The 15138-nt window shown below is 74.6% G+C and carries 16 protein-coding genes and 1 pseudogene; 10 read left to right on the top strand and 7 right to left on the bottom strand.

Annotated features, from left to right (window positions below; genetic code table 11):
• From ABZ914_RS12545 to ABZ914_RS12535, 3 genes and pseudogenes are all read left to right on the top strand, one after another.
• Nucleotides 1-285 (top strand): annotated as a pseudogene (locus ABZ914_RS12545) (glycosyl hydrolase); the annotation flags it as partial.
• Nucleotides 286-469: 184 nt separating this feature from the next.
• A complete protein-coding gene (locus ABZ914_RS12540; protein WP_190859655.1) occupies nucleotides 470-1093 on the top strand; it encodes a MerR family transcriptional regulator in 624 nt (207 codons plus the stop codon).
• Nucleotides 1094-1184: 91 nt separating this feature from the next.
• Nucleotides 1185-2417 (top strand): NAD(P)-binding domain-containing protein, encoded by a 1233-nt coding sequence (locus tag ABZ914_RS12535; protein ID WP_500193074.1) that lies wholly within the window; start codon nucleotides 1185-1187, stop codon nucleotides 2415-2417.
• 15 nt (nucleotides 2418-2432) lie between these two features.
• Here ABZ914_RS12535 and ABZ914_RS12530 read toward each other — a convergent pair whose 3' ends face one another.
• Nucleotides 2433-3341 carry a LysR family transcriptional regulator gene (locus tag ABZ914_RS12530; protein WP_500193073.1) on the bottom strand — a complete coding sequence of 303 codons (909 nt, stop codon included), beginning with the start codon at nucleotides 3339-3341 and terminating at the stop codon, nucleotides 2433-2435.
• A 92-nt stretch (nucleotides 3342-3433) separates the two neighbouring features.
• Here ABZ914_RS12530 and ABZ914_RS12525 point away from each other — a divergent pair, with 92 nt between their 5' ends.
• From ABZ914_RS12525 to ABZ914_RS12500, 6 genes are all read left to right on the top strand, one after another.
• Nucleotides 3434-4297, top strand: coding sequence for an SAM hydrolase/SAM-dependent halogenase family protein (locus ABZ914_RS12525; protein ID WP_500193072.1), 864 nt, complete (start codon nucleotides 3434-3436; stop codon nucleotides 4295-4297).
• A 32-nt stretch (nucleotides 4298-4329) separates the two neighbouring features.
• Nucleotides 4330-5205, top strand: a complete 876-nt coding sequence (locus ABZ914_RS12520) for an ABC transporter substrate-binding protein (protein WP_500193071.1) — start codon at nucleotides 4330-4332, stop codon at nucleotides 5203-5205.
• Between the two features lie 7 nt (nucleotides 5206-5212).
• Nucleotides 5213-6085, top strand: a complete 873-nt coding sequence (locus ABZ914_RS12515) for an amino acid ABC transporter permease (RefSeq protein WP_190859645.1) — start codon at nucleotides 5213-5215, stop codon at nucleotides 6083-6085.
• Nucleotides 6082-6831 (top strand): amino acid ABC transporter ATP-binding protein, encoded by a 750-nt coding sequence (locus ABZ914_RS12510; RefSeq protein WP_500193070.1) that lies wholly within the window; start codon nucleotides 6082-6084, stop codon nucleotides 6829-6831. Before ABZ914_RS12515 ends, ABZ914_RS12510 begins: the two co-directional genes overlap by 4 nt.
• 1 nt (nucleotide 6832) lies before the next feature.
• On the top strand, nucleotides 6833-7240 hold the full coding sequence (locus ABZ914_RS12505) for an NUDIX hydrolase (RefSeq protein WP_500193069.1): 408 nt from the start codon (nucleotides 6833-6835) through the stop codon (nucleotides 7238-7240).
• 86 nt (nucleotides 7241-7326) lie between these two features.
• Nucleotides 7327-8181 carry an MHYT domain-containing protein gene (locus tag ABZ914_RS12500; RefSeq protein ID WP_500193068.1) on the top strand — a complete coding sequence of 285 codons (855 nt, stop codon included), beginning with the start codon at nucleotides 7327-7329 and terminating at the stop codon, nucleotides 8179-8181.
• Nucleotides 8182-8238: 57 nt separating this feature from the next.
• Here the strand turns inward: ABZ914_RS12500 and ABZ914_RS12495 are convergent, their stop codons facing one another.
• Nucleotides 8239-8649: a MarR family winged helix-turn-helix transcriptional regulator gene (locus tag ABZ914_RS12495; RefSeq protein ID WP_190859636.1), complete on the bottom strand. Its 411-nt coding sequence runs from the start codon at nucleotides 8647-8649 to the stop codon at nucleotides 8239-8241.
• 80 nt (nucleotides 8650-8729) lie between these two features.
• Between ABZ914_RS12495 and ABZ914_RS12490 the strand changes: the two genes are divergently transcribed.
• Complete coding sequence (locus tag ABZ914_RS12490) at nucleotides 8730-9665, top strand: NAD-dependent epimerase/dehydratase family protein (protein ID WP_500193067.1); 936 nt, start codon at nucleotides 8730-8732, stop codon at nucleotides 9663-9665.
• Nucleotides 9666-9678: 13 nt separating this feature from the next.
• Here the strand turns inward: ABZ914_RS12490 and ABZ914_RS12485 are convergent, their stop codons facing one another.
• The 5 genes from ABZ914_RS12485 to ABZ914_RS12465 are packed head-to-tail and all read right to left on the bottom strand — an operon-like array spanning nucleotide 9679 to nucleotide 15137.
• Nucleotides 9679-11055, bottom strand: coding sequence for an NADH-quinone oxidoreductase subunit N (locus tag ABZ914_RS12485; RefSeq protein WP_500193066.1), 1377 nt, complete (start codon nucleotides 11053-11055; stop codon nucleotides 9679-9681).
• On the bottom strand, nucleotides 11052-12545 hold the full coding sequence (locus tag ABZ914_RS12480; protein ID WP_500193065.1) for a complex I subunit 4 family protein: 1494 nt from the start codon (nucleotides 12543-12545) through the stop codon (nucleotides 11052-11054). The genes ABZ914_RS12485 and ABZ914_RS12480 overlap by 4 nt, the downstream gene beginning before the upstream one ends.
• Nucleotides 12542-14329 carry a proton-conducting transporter transmembrane domain-containing protein gene (locus ABZ914_RS12475; RefSeq protein ID WP_500193064.1) on the bottom strand — a complete coding sequence of 596 codons (1788 nt, stop codon included), beginning with the start codon at nucleotides 14327-14329 and terminating at the stop codon, nucleotides 12542-12544. Before ABZ914_RS12475 ends, ABZ914_RS12480 begins: the two co-directional genes overlap by 4 nt.
• On the bottom strand, nucleotides 14326-14631 hold the full coding sequence (gene nuoK, locus ABZ914_RS12470) for an NADH-quinone oxidoreductase subunit NuoK (protein WP_500193063.1): 306 nt from the start codon (nucleotides 14629-14631) through the stop codon (nucleotides 14326-14328). Before nuoK ends, ABZ914_RS12475 begins: the two co-directional genes overlap by 4 nt.
• Nucleotides 14628-15137, bottom strand: a complete 510-nt coding sequence (locus ABZ914_RS12465; RefSeq protein WP_500193062.1) for an NADH-quinone oxidoreductase subunit J family protein — start codon at nucleotides 15135-15137, stop codon at nucleotides 14628-14630. Before ABZ914_RS12465 ends, nuoK begins: the two co-directional genes overlap by 4 nt.
• Between the last annotated feature and the right edge of the window lies 1 nt (nucleotide 15138).

Here is a 15138-nt window from a genome sequence, read left to right as displayed (position 1 = left end):
TTGGGGCCCGGCCTGCGCTACCCGGACGGGGTGTCGGTGTCGGGGGCGGTGGCGGTGGGGGGGGCGGTGGTGGCGGTCCGCTTCGGGGGCGCCCGGCCGGGGCGCGAGGTCGTCCAGGTGTACGCCGCGCCGGACGGGCCGCCGCTCCGGCTCGCCGGGTTCGCGGTCGCCGAGGCCGCGGCGGGCGAGCGGGTGACCGTCCGGGTCCCGCTGGACGAGCGGCTGCCCGGCGGGTGCGCGGTGCGCGCCGGACGGTCCGTCGCCGATCTGCGGCTGACCGCCTGACGCCGGGGGCGGGGCGGCGCCCGGTGCCCGCCCCGCCCCCTGGCGGCCCGGCGGCCCGGCGGCCCGGCCGGACCGTCTCCGCGCATGGTCCGACAAAGCACCGCATCTCGGGCCACCTTTGAAGAGTGCCGGTATCGGCCCGCACGCCCTGGATAGCGTTGTGCTCCGGACAGGGAGGTGCGCGGTGCAGATCTCCGAGCTCAGCGATCGCAGCGGCCTGACGGTCCAGACGATCAAGTTCTACATCCGGGAGGGGCTCCTCCCGAAGGGCTCGACGGTCAGCGCGACCCGCGCCGAGTACGACCACCGGCACCTGGAGCGGCTGCGGCTGATCAGCGCGCTGCGCGAGGTCGGCGACCTGCCGGTCGCGGCGATCCAGCGGATCGTCGAGGCGATCGAGGACGAGCGGGTCGGCCTGCACGAGCTGTTCGGCACCGCCCAGTACGCCATCGGACCGCACGTCGCCGCGCCGTACGACCCGCACTGGCGCGCCGCGCGGCAGGACGTCGACGCGCTCGTCCGCGAGCTCGGCTGGACGGTCGGCGACCGCTCCCCCGCCCGCGACCTGCTCGCGCACACCTTCGTCGCGCTGCGCCGGCTCGGCTTCCCGATCACCCTCACCGACCTGCGGCCCTACGTGAAGGCCGCCGCCGAGGTCGCCGACCACGAGATCGGCCGGGTGGCCGACGGGGCGCCGCGCGCCCGGACCGTCCACACCCTGCTCGTCTCCACCGTGCTGTACGAGCAGGTCCTGACGGCCCTGCACCGGCTGGCCCAGGAGAACGCCTCGGCCCGCCGCTTCGGCTGAGCCGGCTCGCTAGCCATGCGGGTCGCGCATGGCCGGTCTGCGAAACCTGCGCTGGTGGCATGGCTCGGCGGCGCCTAGCGTCGGTCGCACCATGACACGAATCGCTTTTCTCGGACTGGGGCGCATGGGCGCCCCGATGGCCGGGCGGCTGATCGCCGCAGGCCACGACGTGGCGGTGTGGAACCGGACCGCGAGCAGGGTGCCCGCCGACCTCGGCGCGGCGCTCGCCGCCTCCCCCGCGCGGGCCGCCGCCGGCCGCGAGGTCGTCATCACCATGCTCACCGACGCGGACGCCGTCGAGGACGTGCTGTTCGGCCCCGACGGGGCCGCCGCCGCGCTGGAGCCCGGAGCCGTCGTCGCCGACACGTCGACGATCGGCCCGGACGCCGCGCGCCGCGTGCGCGAACGGCTGCCGGACGGCGTCGGCCACGTCGACGCGCCGGTGGTGGGCAGCGTCCCGCAGGCGGAGGCGGGCGAGCTGGAGGTGCTGGTCGGCGGCACGGACGACGATCTCGCCCGGTGCACCGGGGCGCTGGAGGCGCTCGGACGGGTCCGGCACGCGGGCCCGCCCGGGTCCGGCGCCGCGCTGAAGCTCGTCGCGAACGGCATGCTGGTCGCGAACTTCGCCGTGCTCGGCGAGGCGCTCGCGCTCGCCGGCCGCCTGGGCCTCGACCGCGACCTCGTGCTGGACGTGCTGTCCCGCACGAGCGCGCAGGCGCGGCGGCTGAAGGACGCGGTGCCCGGCGCGGCGCCGCGCTTCACGGTCGCGCTCGCCGCCAAGGACCTCGATCTCGCGCTGGACGTCCCGGGAGCGCCCACCGAGGGCGTCCTCGCCGCCGCGCGCGCCCGCGCGTCCGCCGCGCTGGCGGACGGCCTCGGGCCGCACGACCTCATCGCACTCGCGGATCAGACACGGAAGGACTCCCCCATGCGCGTCACGCTCGGCGACCCCGCCACCGTCCCGCCGCCGCCGAACCCCTTCTACTCGCACGCCGCGCACGTGACGGCCGGTCCGATGCTGTACGTGTCGGGGCAGATCGCGCTCACCGAGGACGGGAAGGTCGACGCGCCCGGCGACATGGCCCGGCAGTCCGAGGTGATCTTCTCGCTGCTGGAGCGGATCCTCGCGGCGCACGGGGCCGGGTTCGCGGACGTGGTGAACGTCCGGACGTTCGTCACCGATCTCGGCCGGGTCGCCGAGTACGGGGCCGTGCGGCGGCGGTTCTTCCCCGGCGCCGCGCCCACCAGCACGACCGTCGAGGTCGCCCGGCTGTTCCACCCGGACGCCCTGCTGGAGGTCGAGGTGGTCGCCGCGATCCCCTGACCGGGTCCGGCCGCGCTAGCCCAGCTCGGCGGCGACGGCCCGCAGGTCGTCCAGGAACGCGGTGACCGCCGGGGATCTGCGGGCGTGCCGGCCGACGGCGGCGCGGACGGCGCGGGTGGGCTGCTCTGGGGCGAGCGGCCGCAGCACGACGCCGTCGCGCACCGCTGCTGCCGCCGCGAGCGCGGGCACGAGGGTGACGCCGAACCCGGCCGCGACCAGGCCCAGCTTGGAGATCCATTCGGCGACCCGCAGCGGGGTGCGCGGCTCGAACCCGGCGGGCTCGCAGCGGGCGCGCAGCGCCGCGACGGCCTCGGGGGCGTCGGCGACGATCCACGCCTCGCCGGCCAGGGCGTCCAGCGGGACGCGGCGGCGCGCGGCGAGCGGGTGCCCGGACGGCAGCGCGACGAGCAGCGCGTCGTCCAGCAGCGGCACCAGGTCGCCGGCGGGCAGCGCGGGGACGGTGTGCGTGCTGACCACGGCGAGGTCGAGGTCGCCGCCGTCCAGCATCGCGAGGAGCCGGTCGGTGACGCCCTCGCGCAGCGTGGCGCGCACGCCGGGGTGCCGGTCGCGGAACCGGGCGAGCGCGCGCGGGACCAGTGCCGCGTTCGCGGTGGGGAACGCGCCGAGCCGCAGCGTCCCGGTGTCGAGGCGGCGCAGCCCCTCCATGGCCTGGACGGTGTCGGCGAGCCGGTCGAGCAGGGCGCGGGCGTGCGGCAGGAGGTGCTCGCCGGCGGGCGTCGGCCGCACGCCGCGGGCGCCGCGCGCGAACAGCTCGACGCCGCAGACGTCCTCCAGCGCGGCGACCTGCCGGGACACCGCCGACTGGGTGTAGCCGCCCGCCGCCGCGGCGGCGGTGAACGAGCCTAGGTCGGCGACGGCGACGAAGGTCCGCAGCAGGAGCGGATCGAGCGATTCGGCGCGCATCTCCGGAGGTTAGCGCCGGTTCGGCCATGAAATCGGCTTGGTAGGCTGCTGCTCTCCTCTCCGCATCCCCGCAGGTCCCACCGAGGTCGCCCATGTCCGGAAGCCGCCCCTTCGTCAGCATCGCCACGGACTTCGGCGCCGCCTACACCTCGATCTGCGCCGGCGTCGTGCACACCATCGCGCCCGAGGCGAACGTCCTGGTGCTCAGCGACGAGATCACGCCGTTCGACGTGGTGGAGGGCGCGATGCTGCTGCGGCAGGCGCTGCCGTACCTGCCGGTGGGCGTGCACACGGGCATCGTGGACCCGGGGGTCGGGACGCCGCGCCGCCCGCTGGCGGTCGAGACCGGACGCGGCGACGTGCTGGTCGGCCCGGACAACGGGCTGCTGGTGCCGGCGGCCGAGGCGCTCGGCGGGATCGTCCGGGCGCACGCGCTGGAGAACCCGGCGTACCGGCTGCCCGAGGTCTCGACGTCGTTCCACGGGCGCGACATCTTCTCGCCCGCCGCCGCGCACGTCGCGGCCAGCGTGGACGTCGCCGACCTCGGCGCGCCGGTCGAGCCGGTGCCGCTGGACCTGCCGGCGCCGGTCGCCCGCGACGGCGAGCTGACCGTCCCGGTGCTGTACACCGACCGGTTCGGCAGCCTGGTGCTGGGCGCGGAGCGCGACGATCTCGCCGCCGCGTTCGGCGCGCTGGAGCCCGGCACCCCCCTCGACGTGGAATGGAGCGTTCCAGACGGGGCGTCCCGCACCGCCCGCGTCCCGTTCGAGCGGACCTTCGGCAGCGTCGCCGCCGGCGAGCCGCTGCTGTGGATCGACTCCTCGGGCTGGCTTGGCCTCGCCGTCAACCAGGGCCGGGCCGCAGACGTCCTCGGTCTTGCCGGCGCGCGCACCGTCACCCTGCGCGCCGTCACCCTTCGCACCGCCGCCCCGCGCCCCACCACCCCGCATTCTTGATCACGCAACACCGCACCGCTGGAGGCACCCCCGTGACCCGCCGCCCCCTCGTGGCCGCCCTGACCGGCGTCGCCGCGCTCACCCTCGCCGTCACCGCCTGCGCCCCGCAGGACGACGGCGGCTCCGACGCCTCGGCGAGCAAGAGCCCCGCCTCCTGCACCAAGGACAAGCTGCCGCTCAAGACGCCCGGCAAGCTGACCGTCGCGACCGACAAGCCGGCGTTCGAGCCCTGGTTCAAGAACGACGACCCGTCCAACGGGCAGGGCTTCGAGAGCGCGGTCGCGTACGCGGTCGCCGGCAAGCTCGGCTTCACCAAGGACCAGGTCGCCTGGACGACGCAGTCGTTCGAGTCGTCCTACGCGCCGGGGCCGAAGAACTTCGACTTCGACATCAACCAGATCTCCGCCACCCCGGCCCGCGAGAAGGCGGTGACGTTCAGCGACGGCTACTACGACGTGCAGCAGGGCGTCGTCGCGCTCAAGAACGGCAAGTTCGCGAACGCGGCGAGCATCGCGGAGCTGAAGAAGGCCCGCATCGCCGTCCAGGTCGGGACGACCGCCCTGCAGGCGGTGCAGAACCAGATCAAGCCGGACAGCCAGCCGAAGATCTTCAACACCCAGATCGACGCGGTGAACGCGCTCAAGAACAAGCAGGTCGACCTGCTGCTGGTCGACCTGCCGACCGCGTTCTACGTCACCGCCGCGCAGATCGACGGCTCGAAGATCGTGGGCCAGCTCCCGCAGACCGAGGGCGGCAGCACCGAGCACTTCGGGCTGCTGATGGAGAAGGGCAGCACGCTCGTGGGCTGCCTCAACCAGGCGGTCGGGCAGCTGAAGTCGTCCGGCGAGCTGGCGAAGATCCAGCAGCAATGGCTGACCTCGTCGGCCGGCGCGCCCGTCCTGAAGTGACCCGGCGATGACCGTGCGGGCCGGCGGCGAGACCGCCTGGGTCAAGAGCGAGCGGCAGCTGGACCGGGAACGGCGCCGCCGGCGCGCCGGCGTCCGGTCCGGCTCGGTCGCCGCCGCGTCGACCGTGCTGTGCGTCGCGGTCGTCGTCGCCGTCGTGGTGACGTCGCCCGGCTGGCCGCGCGTGCACGAGACGTTCTTCAACTGGGGCGAGTTCACCGGCGCGTTCCCGGACGTGCTGCGCGGCTTCTGGCTGAACGTGCGGATCTTCCTGATCGCCGAGCCGGTGATCCTGGTGCTCGGCCTGCTCGTCGCGCTCGCGCGCGGGCTGCGCAACCCGCTGTTCTTCCCGTTGCGGGCCTTGGCCGTCGCCTACACCGACGTGTTCCGCGGCATCCCGACGATCCTGCTGGTGTACCTGGTCGGGTTCGGGCTGCCCGCGCTGCGGCTCCAGGGCGTCCCGGACAGCCCCGCGGTGCTGGGCGGGTTCGCGCTCGTCCTGTCGTACGGCGCGTACGTCGCGGAGGTGTTCCGCGCGGGCATCGACTCGATCCACCCGAGCCAGCGCGCGGCGGCCCGGTCGCTCGGGCTCAGCAAGACGCAGAGCCTGCGGTTCGTGGTGCTGCCGCAGGCGGTGCGGCGCGTCGTCCCGCCGCTGCTGAACGACTTCGCCTCGCTGCAGAAGGACACCGCCCTCGTCGCGGTGCTCGGCCCGCTGGAGGCGCTGCGGCAGGCGCAGATCCACTCGGCGACGAACTTCAACTACACGCCCTACCTGGCCACGGCGGTGCTGTTCGTCGCGCTGACGGTGCCGATGGCCCGGTTCACCGACCACCTCGCGGCGCGCGCCGAGCGCCGCCGCGCCCCGGGAGGCGGCACATGAGCGGACCGCTGCTGCGCGTCGAAGGCGTCTGGAAGACCTACCACGCGCATCCGGTGCTGCGCGGCGTCGACCTGGACGTCGCGCCGCACGAGGTCGTCTGCCTCATCGGCGCGTCCGGGTCGGGCAAGTCGACGCTGCTGCGCTGCGTGAACGTGCTGGAGACGGTGGACGACGGCGCGATCCTCCTGGAGGGCGACGACATCACCGACCCGGACGCCGACCCCGACGAGGTCCGCAAGCGGATCGGGATGGTGTTCCAGTCCTACAACCTGTTCCCGCACATGTCGGTGCTGGACAACATCACGCTGGCGCCCGTCCGCGTCCACAAGCGGCCGAAGGCGGAGGCCACCGAGCAGGCGCACGCGCTGCTGAAGCGGTTCGGCCTCGCCGACAAGGCCCGCGAGTACCCGGACCGGCTGTCGGGCGGCCAGCAGCAGCGCGTCGCGATCATCCGGGCGATGGCGACGCGGCCGAGCCTGCTGCTGCTGGACGAGGTGACCTCCGCGCTCGACCCGGAGCTGGTCACCGAGGTGATGGGGATCATCCGGGAGCTGAAGGAGTCCGGGATGACGATGATCCTGGCGACCCACGAGATGGGGTTCGCCCGGGACATCGCCGACACGGTCTGCTTCCTGCACGACGGCGTGCTGCTGGAGCGCGGCCCGGCCGAGCAGATCTTCGAGGAGCCCGCCGAGCCGCGCACCCGCGAGTTCCTCCGCCGCGTGCTCGAATCCCGGCGTATCTAGGATGGCGGGCGTGGCGGATCTGGACGTGGTGGCGTGGGTGCGAGTGGTGGACGGGCGGCTGCTGGCGGTCCGGTCGAGGGGCCGTGACCTGCTGTACCTTCCCGGCGGCAAGCGGGAGCCGGGCGAGGACGACTGGACGGCGCTGTCCCGGGAGGTCCGGGAGGAGCTGGACGTCGAGCTGGACCGGGCGTCGTTCCGCGAGCTCGGGGTGATCCGCGCGCCGGCGCACGACCAGCCGGACTACACGCACGCCCGGATGGCGTGCTTCACCGCGGCGCACCGCGGCGAGATCGCGGCGTCCGGCGAGGTCGACGAGTACCTCTACCTCGCGCCGGCCGACCGGGGCCTGCTCGCGCCGGCGGCCCGGGCGGCGCTCGACCTGGCATTGGACCACGGCCTGATTCGCTGAACGTCTCCGGAATCACACCAATCGCCGGAAGGACGCGGTTAGGATCCTGGCTGGATCCGAGATCTCTTCACTTTCCGGGGAACCGCATGGCGCACGTGCACCATTTCTCCTACGGGCCGCTCACGCCCGTGTCGGCGTACCTGATGTCGTTCGTCGGTTCCTTCCTCGGGCTGCTGTGCATGTCGCGGGCCCGCGCGTCCACCGGGCGCTCGCGCGCGTCCTGGCTGTCGCTCGCGGCGCTGGCCATCGGCGGCACCGGGATCTGGGTGATGCACTTCATCGCGATGCTGGGCTTCAGCGTCTCGGGCATGCCGATCCGCTACGACGTGCCGGTCACGCTGCTGAGCTGCCTGACCGCCGTGGCGGTCGTCGCGGTCGGGCTGTTCATCCTCGGCTTCGGCGGGTCCGGGCCGGGCGTGATCGTCACGGGCGGCGCGGTCATGGGGATCGGCGTGGTGAGCATGCACTACTCCGGGATGGCCGCGATGAACATGCCCGGGGACATCGGGTACCGGCCGGGCCTGGTCGTGCTGTCGATCGTCATCGCCCTGGTGGCGGCCACCGCGGCCCTGTGGTTCTGCCTGCGCGTCCGGGGCCTGCCGGCGACGGCCGGGGCCGCGCTCATCATGGGCGTCGCGGTGACCGGCATGCACTACACCGGCATGGCGGCCATGCGGATCACCATGGACCCGGCCATGCCCGCCCCGCACGGCGCCACCGCGTCCGACTTCCTGATCCCGCTCATCGGGGGCATCGCGGCGGTGTCGATCACGCTGCTGATCATCATCGCGATGGCGCCGAGCGAGGACGAGATCCGGGCCGACGCGGAGTTCCAGGAGCGCATCGCCGCGCGGCGGGCGGTGGCGGAGGAGGGCGGCCCGTCGGCCGCGCCGGACGCTCCCCGCGCGCGGACCGCGGGCGAGCGGTTCGACGGCCGCTGACGGCCCGCGCCCTGCGCGTGCTCGTCCGGCGCGTGCCCGTCCGGCGGCCGGCGCCGGTCAGGACAGCTCGGCGATGATCTTCTCGAGCGCGCTGCGCAGGTGCCGGCGCTCGTCGTCGGTGAGGGTCGCGGTGGCGCGCTCCTCCAGCCGCCGCCGCGCCTCCCGGATCGGCGCCTCGGCCCGGCGGCCGCGCTCGGTCAGGTAGAGCCGGACGAGCCGGGCGTCGGACGGGTCGCGGCGCCGGGTGACCAGGCCCGCGGCCTCCATCCGGGTCGCGGTGTTGACGACGGTCGGGGTGGTGAGGGCGAGCCGGTTCGCCAGCTCGCCGGGGGTCAGGCCGTCCTCCTGCCAGAGCACCTCCAGCAGCAGGTTCTGCCCGACGCGGACGCCGTGCTCGCTCATCGCCTCGTCGGAGGCCGCGCGCAGCAGCTTGTGGGCGCGGGTGGAGAGCCGGAGCAGGTCGTCCATGCCCCGATCCTAGTAATCGTTTGCATGCTAGCGATCTCACCGCTAGCGTTCCATTAGCACGCTAACGAAAGGAGAGGCCCGTGATCCTCGTTACCGGCGGGCTCGGATTCATCGGCTCGCACGTCGCGCGGGCGCTGCTCGACCTCGGCGAGTCGTGCCTGCTCACGCGGCACTCGGCGGCGCCTCGGGAGGTGCCCGCAGGGGCCGCCGCGGAGCGGCTCGACATGACCGACCGGGACGCGTTCCTCGCGCTCGGCGACCGGTACGCCGTCACCGGGATCGTCCATATGGCGAGCACCCCGCTGCGCGGCACCGACGTGGTCGCGGAGATGCGGGCCAACACCGCCGGCCTGCTCAACGCGTTCGAGGCCGCGCGCGCCTGGGGCGTCCGCCGGGTCTGCGTCGCCAGCACGATCGGCGTGTACGCCGGGGTGCGCGACAGCCCGTTCCGCGAGGACGCGCCGCTCCCGCCGGGCGTCCCGCACCCGACCCCCGCGTTCAAGCGGAGCGCGGAGGCGCTGGCGTCGGCCATCGCGGGGCACGCGGAGTTCGAGGCCGTGTGCCTGCGGATCGGCGCCGTCTGGGGTCCGCGCGGGCGCGCCGAGTCCCCGTTCTTCGCGCTTCCCGGCCTGGTCAACGCGGCGGTGCGCGGCGAGCCGTACCCGGGGAAGGCGTACGCCGGCGACGGCATCGACGCGCTGTACGCGCCGGACTGCGGGCGCGCCATCGCCCTCCTCCAGACGGCAGGGACGCTGCGCCACGCCGTCTACAACGTCGGGTCCGGCGGTGTCACCACGAACGCGGAGGTCGCGGCGGCGATCGCGAAGGCCGTCCCGGACGCCCCGATCGAGCTGGCCGAAGGGCGCTCCCCGGGCGGCCCCGAAGAGGACTACCGCCTCGACGTCGCCCGCCTGCGCGCCGACACCGGCTTCGCGCCCGCCCACGACCTGGACGGCGCGGTGGCCGACTACGTCGCCTGGCTGCGCGGCCGCGCGGAAGGCTCGCAGCGTCGTTGACGGCGAACGAGAATCATGCCGTGAGCGCGACCCCGGCTCCGACGCCCAGGACCAGCGAGAGCAGCGCCGCCGCCACGGCGACGGCCGAGGCGCCGCGGGCGGGCCGGACGGCGCCGTCGGGCCGCCGGAACAGCGGGACGATCCAGCGCAGGTAGTAGAAGACGCTCGCGACCGTGTTGATCGCGGCGACGGCGGCGAGCCAGGCGTACCGGCCGTCGAGCGCGGCGCCGAACATCAGGACCTTCCCGACGAACACGGCGGTCGGCGGCGTCCCGACTAAGCCGAGCAGGCAGACGACCAGCGACAGCCCGAGGAGCGGCGAGGCGCGCAGCAGGCCGGTGTAGGCGGCGAGGTCGTCGCGTCCGGCCGCGACGACGGCGGCGAACGCGCCGAGGTTCGTCACCGCGTAGGCGGCGACGTAGAACAGCAGCGCGGTCCGCGCGAGGTCGGTGCGGCCCGCCATCGCGACTGGGACGAGCAGGTATCCGGCCTGGCTGACGGTGGAGTAGGCGAGCAGGCGGCGGACGTTGTCCTGCCCGAACGCGGCGAGGTTGCCGAGCGTCATCGTGGCCGCCGCGATGACGGCGACGAGCGCGGGCCATCCCCCGGCGCCGGGCGGCAGCGCCTCCGAGCCGAACCGCAGCAGCGCGGCGAACGCCCCGATCTTCGGGACGGTCGTGACGAACGCGGCGACGGCCGGCGGCGCCCCTTCCGTGACGTCGGGGACCCAGAACTGGCCGGGGACGGCGCCCGCCTTGAACAGCAGCCCGGCGAGCAGCGCGACGACGCCGGTGGAGACGGCGGCGGACGGCGCGGCGGCCAGGCCCGCGCGGAGCGTCCCGTACGCGGTGCCGCGCCCGACGCCGTAGAGCAGCGTGACGCCCGCCAGCATCACGACGCCGAGGAACGCGCCCATCAGGTAGTACTTCAGCGCCGCTTCGGTGCCGTGCGCGTCCTTGCCGAACCCGGCGAGCGCGTACGCGGGGAGGCTCGCCAGCAGGTACGCCGCGACGACGACGAGCAGGTCCGAGGAGGCGCCGAGCACCATCGTGCCGAGCGCCGACAGCAGGATCAGGACGTAGTGCTCGCTCTCCCGGGGATGGTCGCGGACGGGTCCGGCGGCCAAGGCGAGGACCAGCAGCGTCGCGCCGAGCACGGTGATGCGGGTGACGTGCGTGATGGGGTCGACGAAGAACGCGTCGAACACGACCAGGTCGGGACGCGTCGCGTCGACGGCGGCGACGGCCAGGCCCGCGGCGAGCCCGGCCGCGCAGACCACCCCGACGCGCCACTGCCGGGTCCGGGGCAGGAACAGCCCGTTGACCAGCCCGAGGACGGCGGCGATCAGCACGCACAGCTCGGGGGCGAGGTCGGCGGGGTTCTCGTTCATCGGCCGGTCACCGCGGTCACGGCCGCCGACACCGGCTCGATCGTGTCGAGCAGCGCGCGCGGCGCGACCCCGATCAGCAGCGACAGCGCCAGCAGCGGGACGATCGCCGCGCGCTCGGGCCGCCGCGCGTCCCCTACCCGCGCGGACAGCTCGCCAGGCGCGCCCAGCACGGCCCGGTGCAGGACGCGGAGGAACAGCGCGGCGGTGACGAGGATGCCGAGGACGGCGATCGCCCCGGTCACGGCCGCCGCCGTCGTGCCGCTCCCGATCGTCCCGGCGAAGATCTGGAACTCCGCGATGAACCCGGACAGGCCGGGCAGCCCGAGGGCGGCGAACGCGGCGAGCGCCAGCATCCCGGCGTAGACGGGCGCGGTGCGCGCGATGCCGCCGAACCGTCCGAGGTCGTAGCTTCCTGCCCGGTCGTGCAGGACGCCGCAGAGCAGGAACAGCGCGCCGGTGACGAGGCCGTGGGAGACCATCTGCGTGACCGCCCCGGTGACGGCGAGCCTGCGCGCGTCCGCGTGCCCGGACGCGTACCCGGCGGCGCCGAGCGCCAGGACGATGTACCCCATGTGGTTGACGGACGTGTAGGCGACGAGCCGCTTCACGTTGTCCTGGGCGAGCGCCACCAGCGCCCCGTACAGGACGCCCACCAGGCCGACGATGAGGAAGACGAGCGCGTACCGGCTCCAGGCGTCCGGCAGCATCGGCATGGCGATGCGGACGAACCCGTACGCGCCCATCTTCAGCATGACCCCGGCGAGGATCGCGGACCCGGCGGCGGGCGCGTCGGTGTGCGCGGGCGGCAGCCAGGTGTGGAACGGGACGACGGGCGTCTTGATGCCGAGGCCGAGGCCGACGGCCAGCAGCGTCAGCCCGGCGAGTCCGGGCGAGCCGGCGAGCGGCGGGTGCCGGGCGAGCTCGACCATGTCGAAGGTGTGCGGGTCCGCGCCGAGGTAGAGGCCGATGAAGCCGAGCAGCAGGACCAGCGAGCCGAGGAACGTGTAGAGGAAGAACTTCAGCGCCGACGCGGTCCGGTCGCCGTGCCCCCACAGCAGGATCACGAAGTACATGCCGACGATCGACAGGTCGAAGAAGACGAAGAACAGCAGCAGGTCCAAGGCCGCGAACAGCCCGAGGCACACCGTCTCCAGGAACAGGAAGAGGATCGCGAACGCCCGTACCCGATGCGTCTGCCGGACCGAGTACACCGCGCAGGCGGCGAACAGTACGGCGGTCAGCGTGACGAGCGGGAAGGACAGCCCGTCCAGGCCCACGTGGTAGCCCGCCCGGACGGACGGTATCCACCGCACGTCCGTCTCGTAGGCGATGCCGGGTCCGGTGCCGTGCGAGGCCCACATGCCCGCGACGAGGGCGAGATCGGCGAGGGTGACGGCGATCCAGACCCACGGCGCGGCGCGGCGCGGTACGGCCGTCAGGACGAGCGCGGCGGCGAGCGGCAGGAAGACGGCCAGCGACAGCACGGTCACCACCCCGCCAGCACGGCGACGGCGACGAGGACCGCGAGCAGCACCGCCGCCTGCGCGTAGTAGGTGTGGACGAGCCCGGTCTGCGGGCGCCGTGCCAGCGCGGCGAGCCGCCGCGCGCCCCGCCCGACCCCGGCGACCAGGCCGTCGAGCCGCGGTTCGGCGCCGCGTCCGGCGAGCCCGGCGGCCCACCGTCCGGACCGCGCGACGGCCCGGACGGCGCCGTCCACGTACCGGTCGTCGAACGCGGCGAGCGCGCGCGCCACCGCGAACGCCGGGCGGACGATCCCGGCCCGCGCGGCCCGTTCGAGGAACAGCCAATCCGCCGCCCACGCGGGTGCCCGGACCGCCCGCGCGAACCGGACGGCGACGATCGTCACCGCCGCCAGGACGCCGGAGACCGCCAGTTCCAGGCCGTTCACCCGCGTCTCGCCCGGAATGCCCAGAGCGGCGGCGACACCGCCCAGCCCGAGCACGCCGAGCGAGCAGGCCGCCGCCGCCAGGACGACCAGCGGCAGGCGGGCGAGCAAGGGCACGCGCGCCCCGTCCGTGCGGGTGCCGCGCCACACGGCGAACAGCGCCTTGGCGGCGTAGGCGGCGGACAGGACGGAGGCGGCGAGCCCGACCGCGAGGAGCGCGGGCGAGCGCGCACCGGCGGCGGTCAGCACCTCGTCCTTCGTCACCCACAGCGCGAAGGGCGGCAGCCCGGCCAAGGCGAGCGCGCCCGCCCCGAACGCGGCGCCGACCAGCCGGTACCGGCGCGCCGCACCGTGCAGCCCGTCCAGCCGCCTGGTGCCGAGGGCGGTCAGCCATGCGCCCGCGCACAGGAACAGCAGGCTCTTCACCGCCGCGTGCGCCACGAGCTGTGCGGTGCCGCCGGAGACCGAGCCGGCGCCCGCGCCCAGCACCATGAACCCGATCTGCGCGCAGGTCGACGCGGCGAGCAGCTGCTTCAGGTCGCGCTGCGCCAGCGCCACGGCGCCGAGCACCAGCGCGGTGACGGCACCGGCCCAGGCGACGAACGTGCCGGCCCAGCCGGTCGCCGCGAGCAGCGGGTCCAGGCGCAGCAGCAGGTAGGCACCGGCGGCGACCATGGTGGCCGAGTGCAGCAGCGCCGACACCGGGCTCGGCCCGGCCATCGCCCGCGACAGCCAGAACGAGAACGGGAGCTGCGCCGACTTCCCCAGCGCGGCCAGCACGGCACCGGCCGCCGCGAGGCCGCGCCAGGGTTCCGCCGCACCGGCGAGCGAGGAGAGCGCGAGCGAGTGCGTCCCGGCGACCGCGAAGCCCGCCGCCGCGTACAGGCCGAGGTCGGCGGCGCGGGTGGTGAGGAACGCGACGTCCGCCGAGCGCACCGGCTCCGCCTCGCGCCACTCGTAGCCGATGAGCGCGTACGACATCGCGCCCATGACCTCCCAGCCCATCAGCAGCAGGACGAGGTCGGACGCGGTGACCGTCACCAGCATCGCGCCCGCGAACAGCAGCATCAGGCCGAAGAACCGGGCGCCGTAGCCGTCCGCGGCGGCGAACACCAGGATCAACAGCAGGACGGACGCGACGGTCACCACGAGCACGCCCGACAGACCGTCCACGGCCAGCCCGCCCGGCCACCCGGGCAGCAGCGCGAACCGCGCCACGGGACGGGTGATCGCCGCCGCGACCGCCAGCCCCAGCACGGCCGCCGCCACCAGGACGCCCAGGGCCGGGGCCGCGCGGTCGGCCCGGCGCCCGGCGAGCAGGAGCAGCGCCCCGGCGGCCGGCGGCGTCACGGCGAGCGCGACGATCATCCCTGGAGGTCGCGGGCGTCGTCGGCCATGTCCACATCGCGCGCGCGGAACAGGGCGGTGACCACGGCGAACCCCATCGCCATCTCCAGCGCCATGACCGTGAGGGCGACGAGGACGAGGACCTGGCCGTCCGGCGCGCCGGGCGAGACCGCGTGCCAGAACCCGGCGGCCCCGGCGACGATCCCGTTGATCATCAGTTCCAGGCCCATCATCAGCATCACGATCGACCGCTGCGACAGGGCGCCGTAGAGGCCGACGCAGAACAGGGCGGCGGCGAGCAGCAGGAACGCCTGGAGGGTCATCGCGCGCCGTCCTCGCCGTAGCGTCCGGTGCGGGTGGCGAGCACGACCGTGGCGATCATCGTGGCCAGGATCGCCACCCCGATCACCATCATGACCAGCATCTTCGGCCCCATGATCGCCTGCCCCAGGGCGAACGCCGGGTCGTGCGGCGGGCCGCCCCGCCGCTCCGGCCACGGGATCGCGACGATCCCGGCCGCCAGCGCCGCGAACACCGCGCCGGAGACCGCGAGGGCGCCGCGCCGGTTGTGCACCATCGACATCGGCATCAGCCCGGCCGGGTCCATCATGTACATGACCATGAAGACCGCCATCACCAGCATCTCCATGATCATCATCAGCACGACCAGCACGCCGAGGTAGTGCAGCCCCGCGAGCAGCAGCTCGCCGCCCACGCACAGGAACGACGCGAGCAGCGCGAACGTCGCCCGCGCCATCGACCCGACGGCGAACACCGCCGCGCCGGAGCCGACCGCCGCGACGGCGAGCACCCAGAACAGGACGGTCACG

The organism is Spirillospora sp. NPDC046719 (assembly GCF_040645715.1).
In the GTDB taxonomy this organism is placed as follows: Bacteria; Actinomycetota; Actinomycetes; order Streptosporangiales; family Streptosporangiaceae; genus Spirillospora.
Note: the sequence above shows the minus strand (reverse complement) of the source record. Positions and strands in the feature narration are given on the sequence as shown.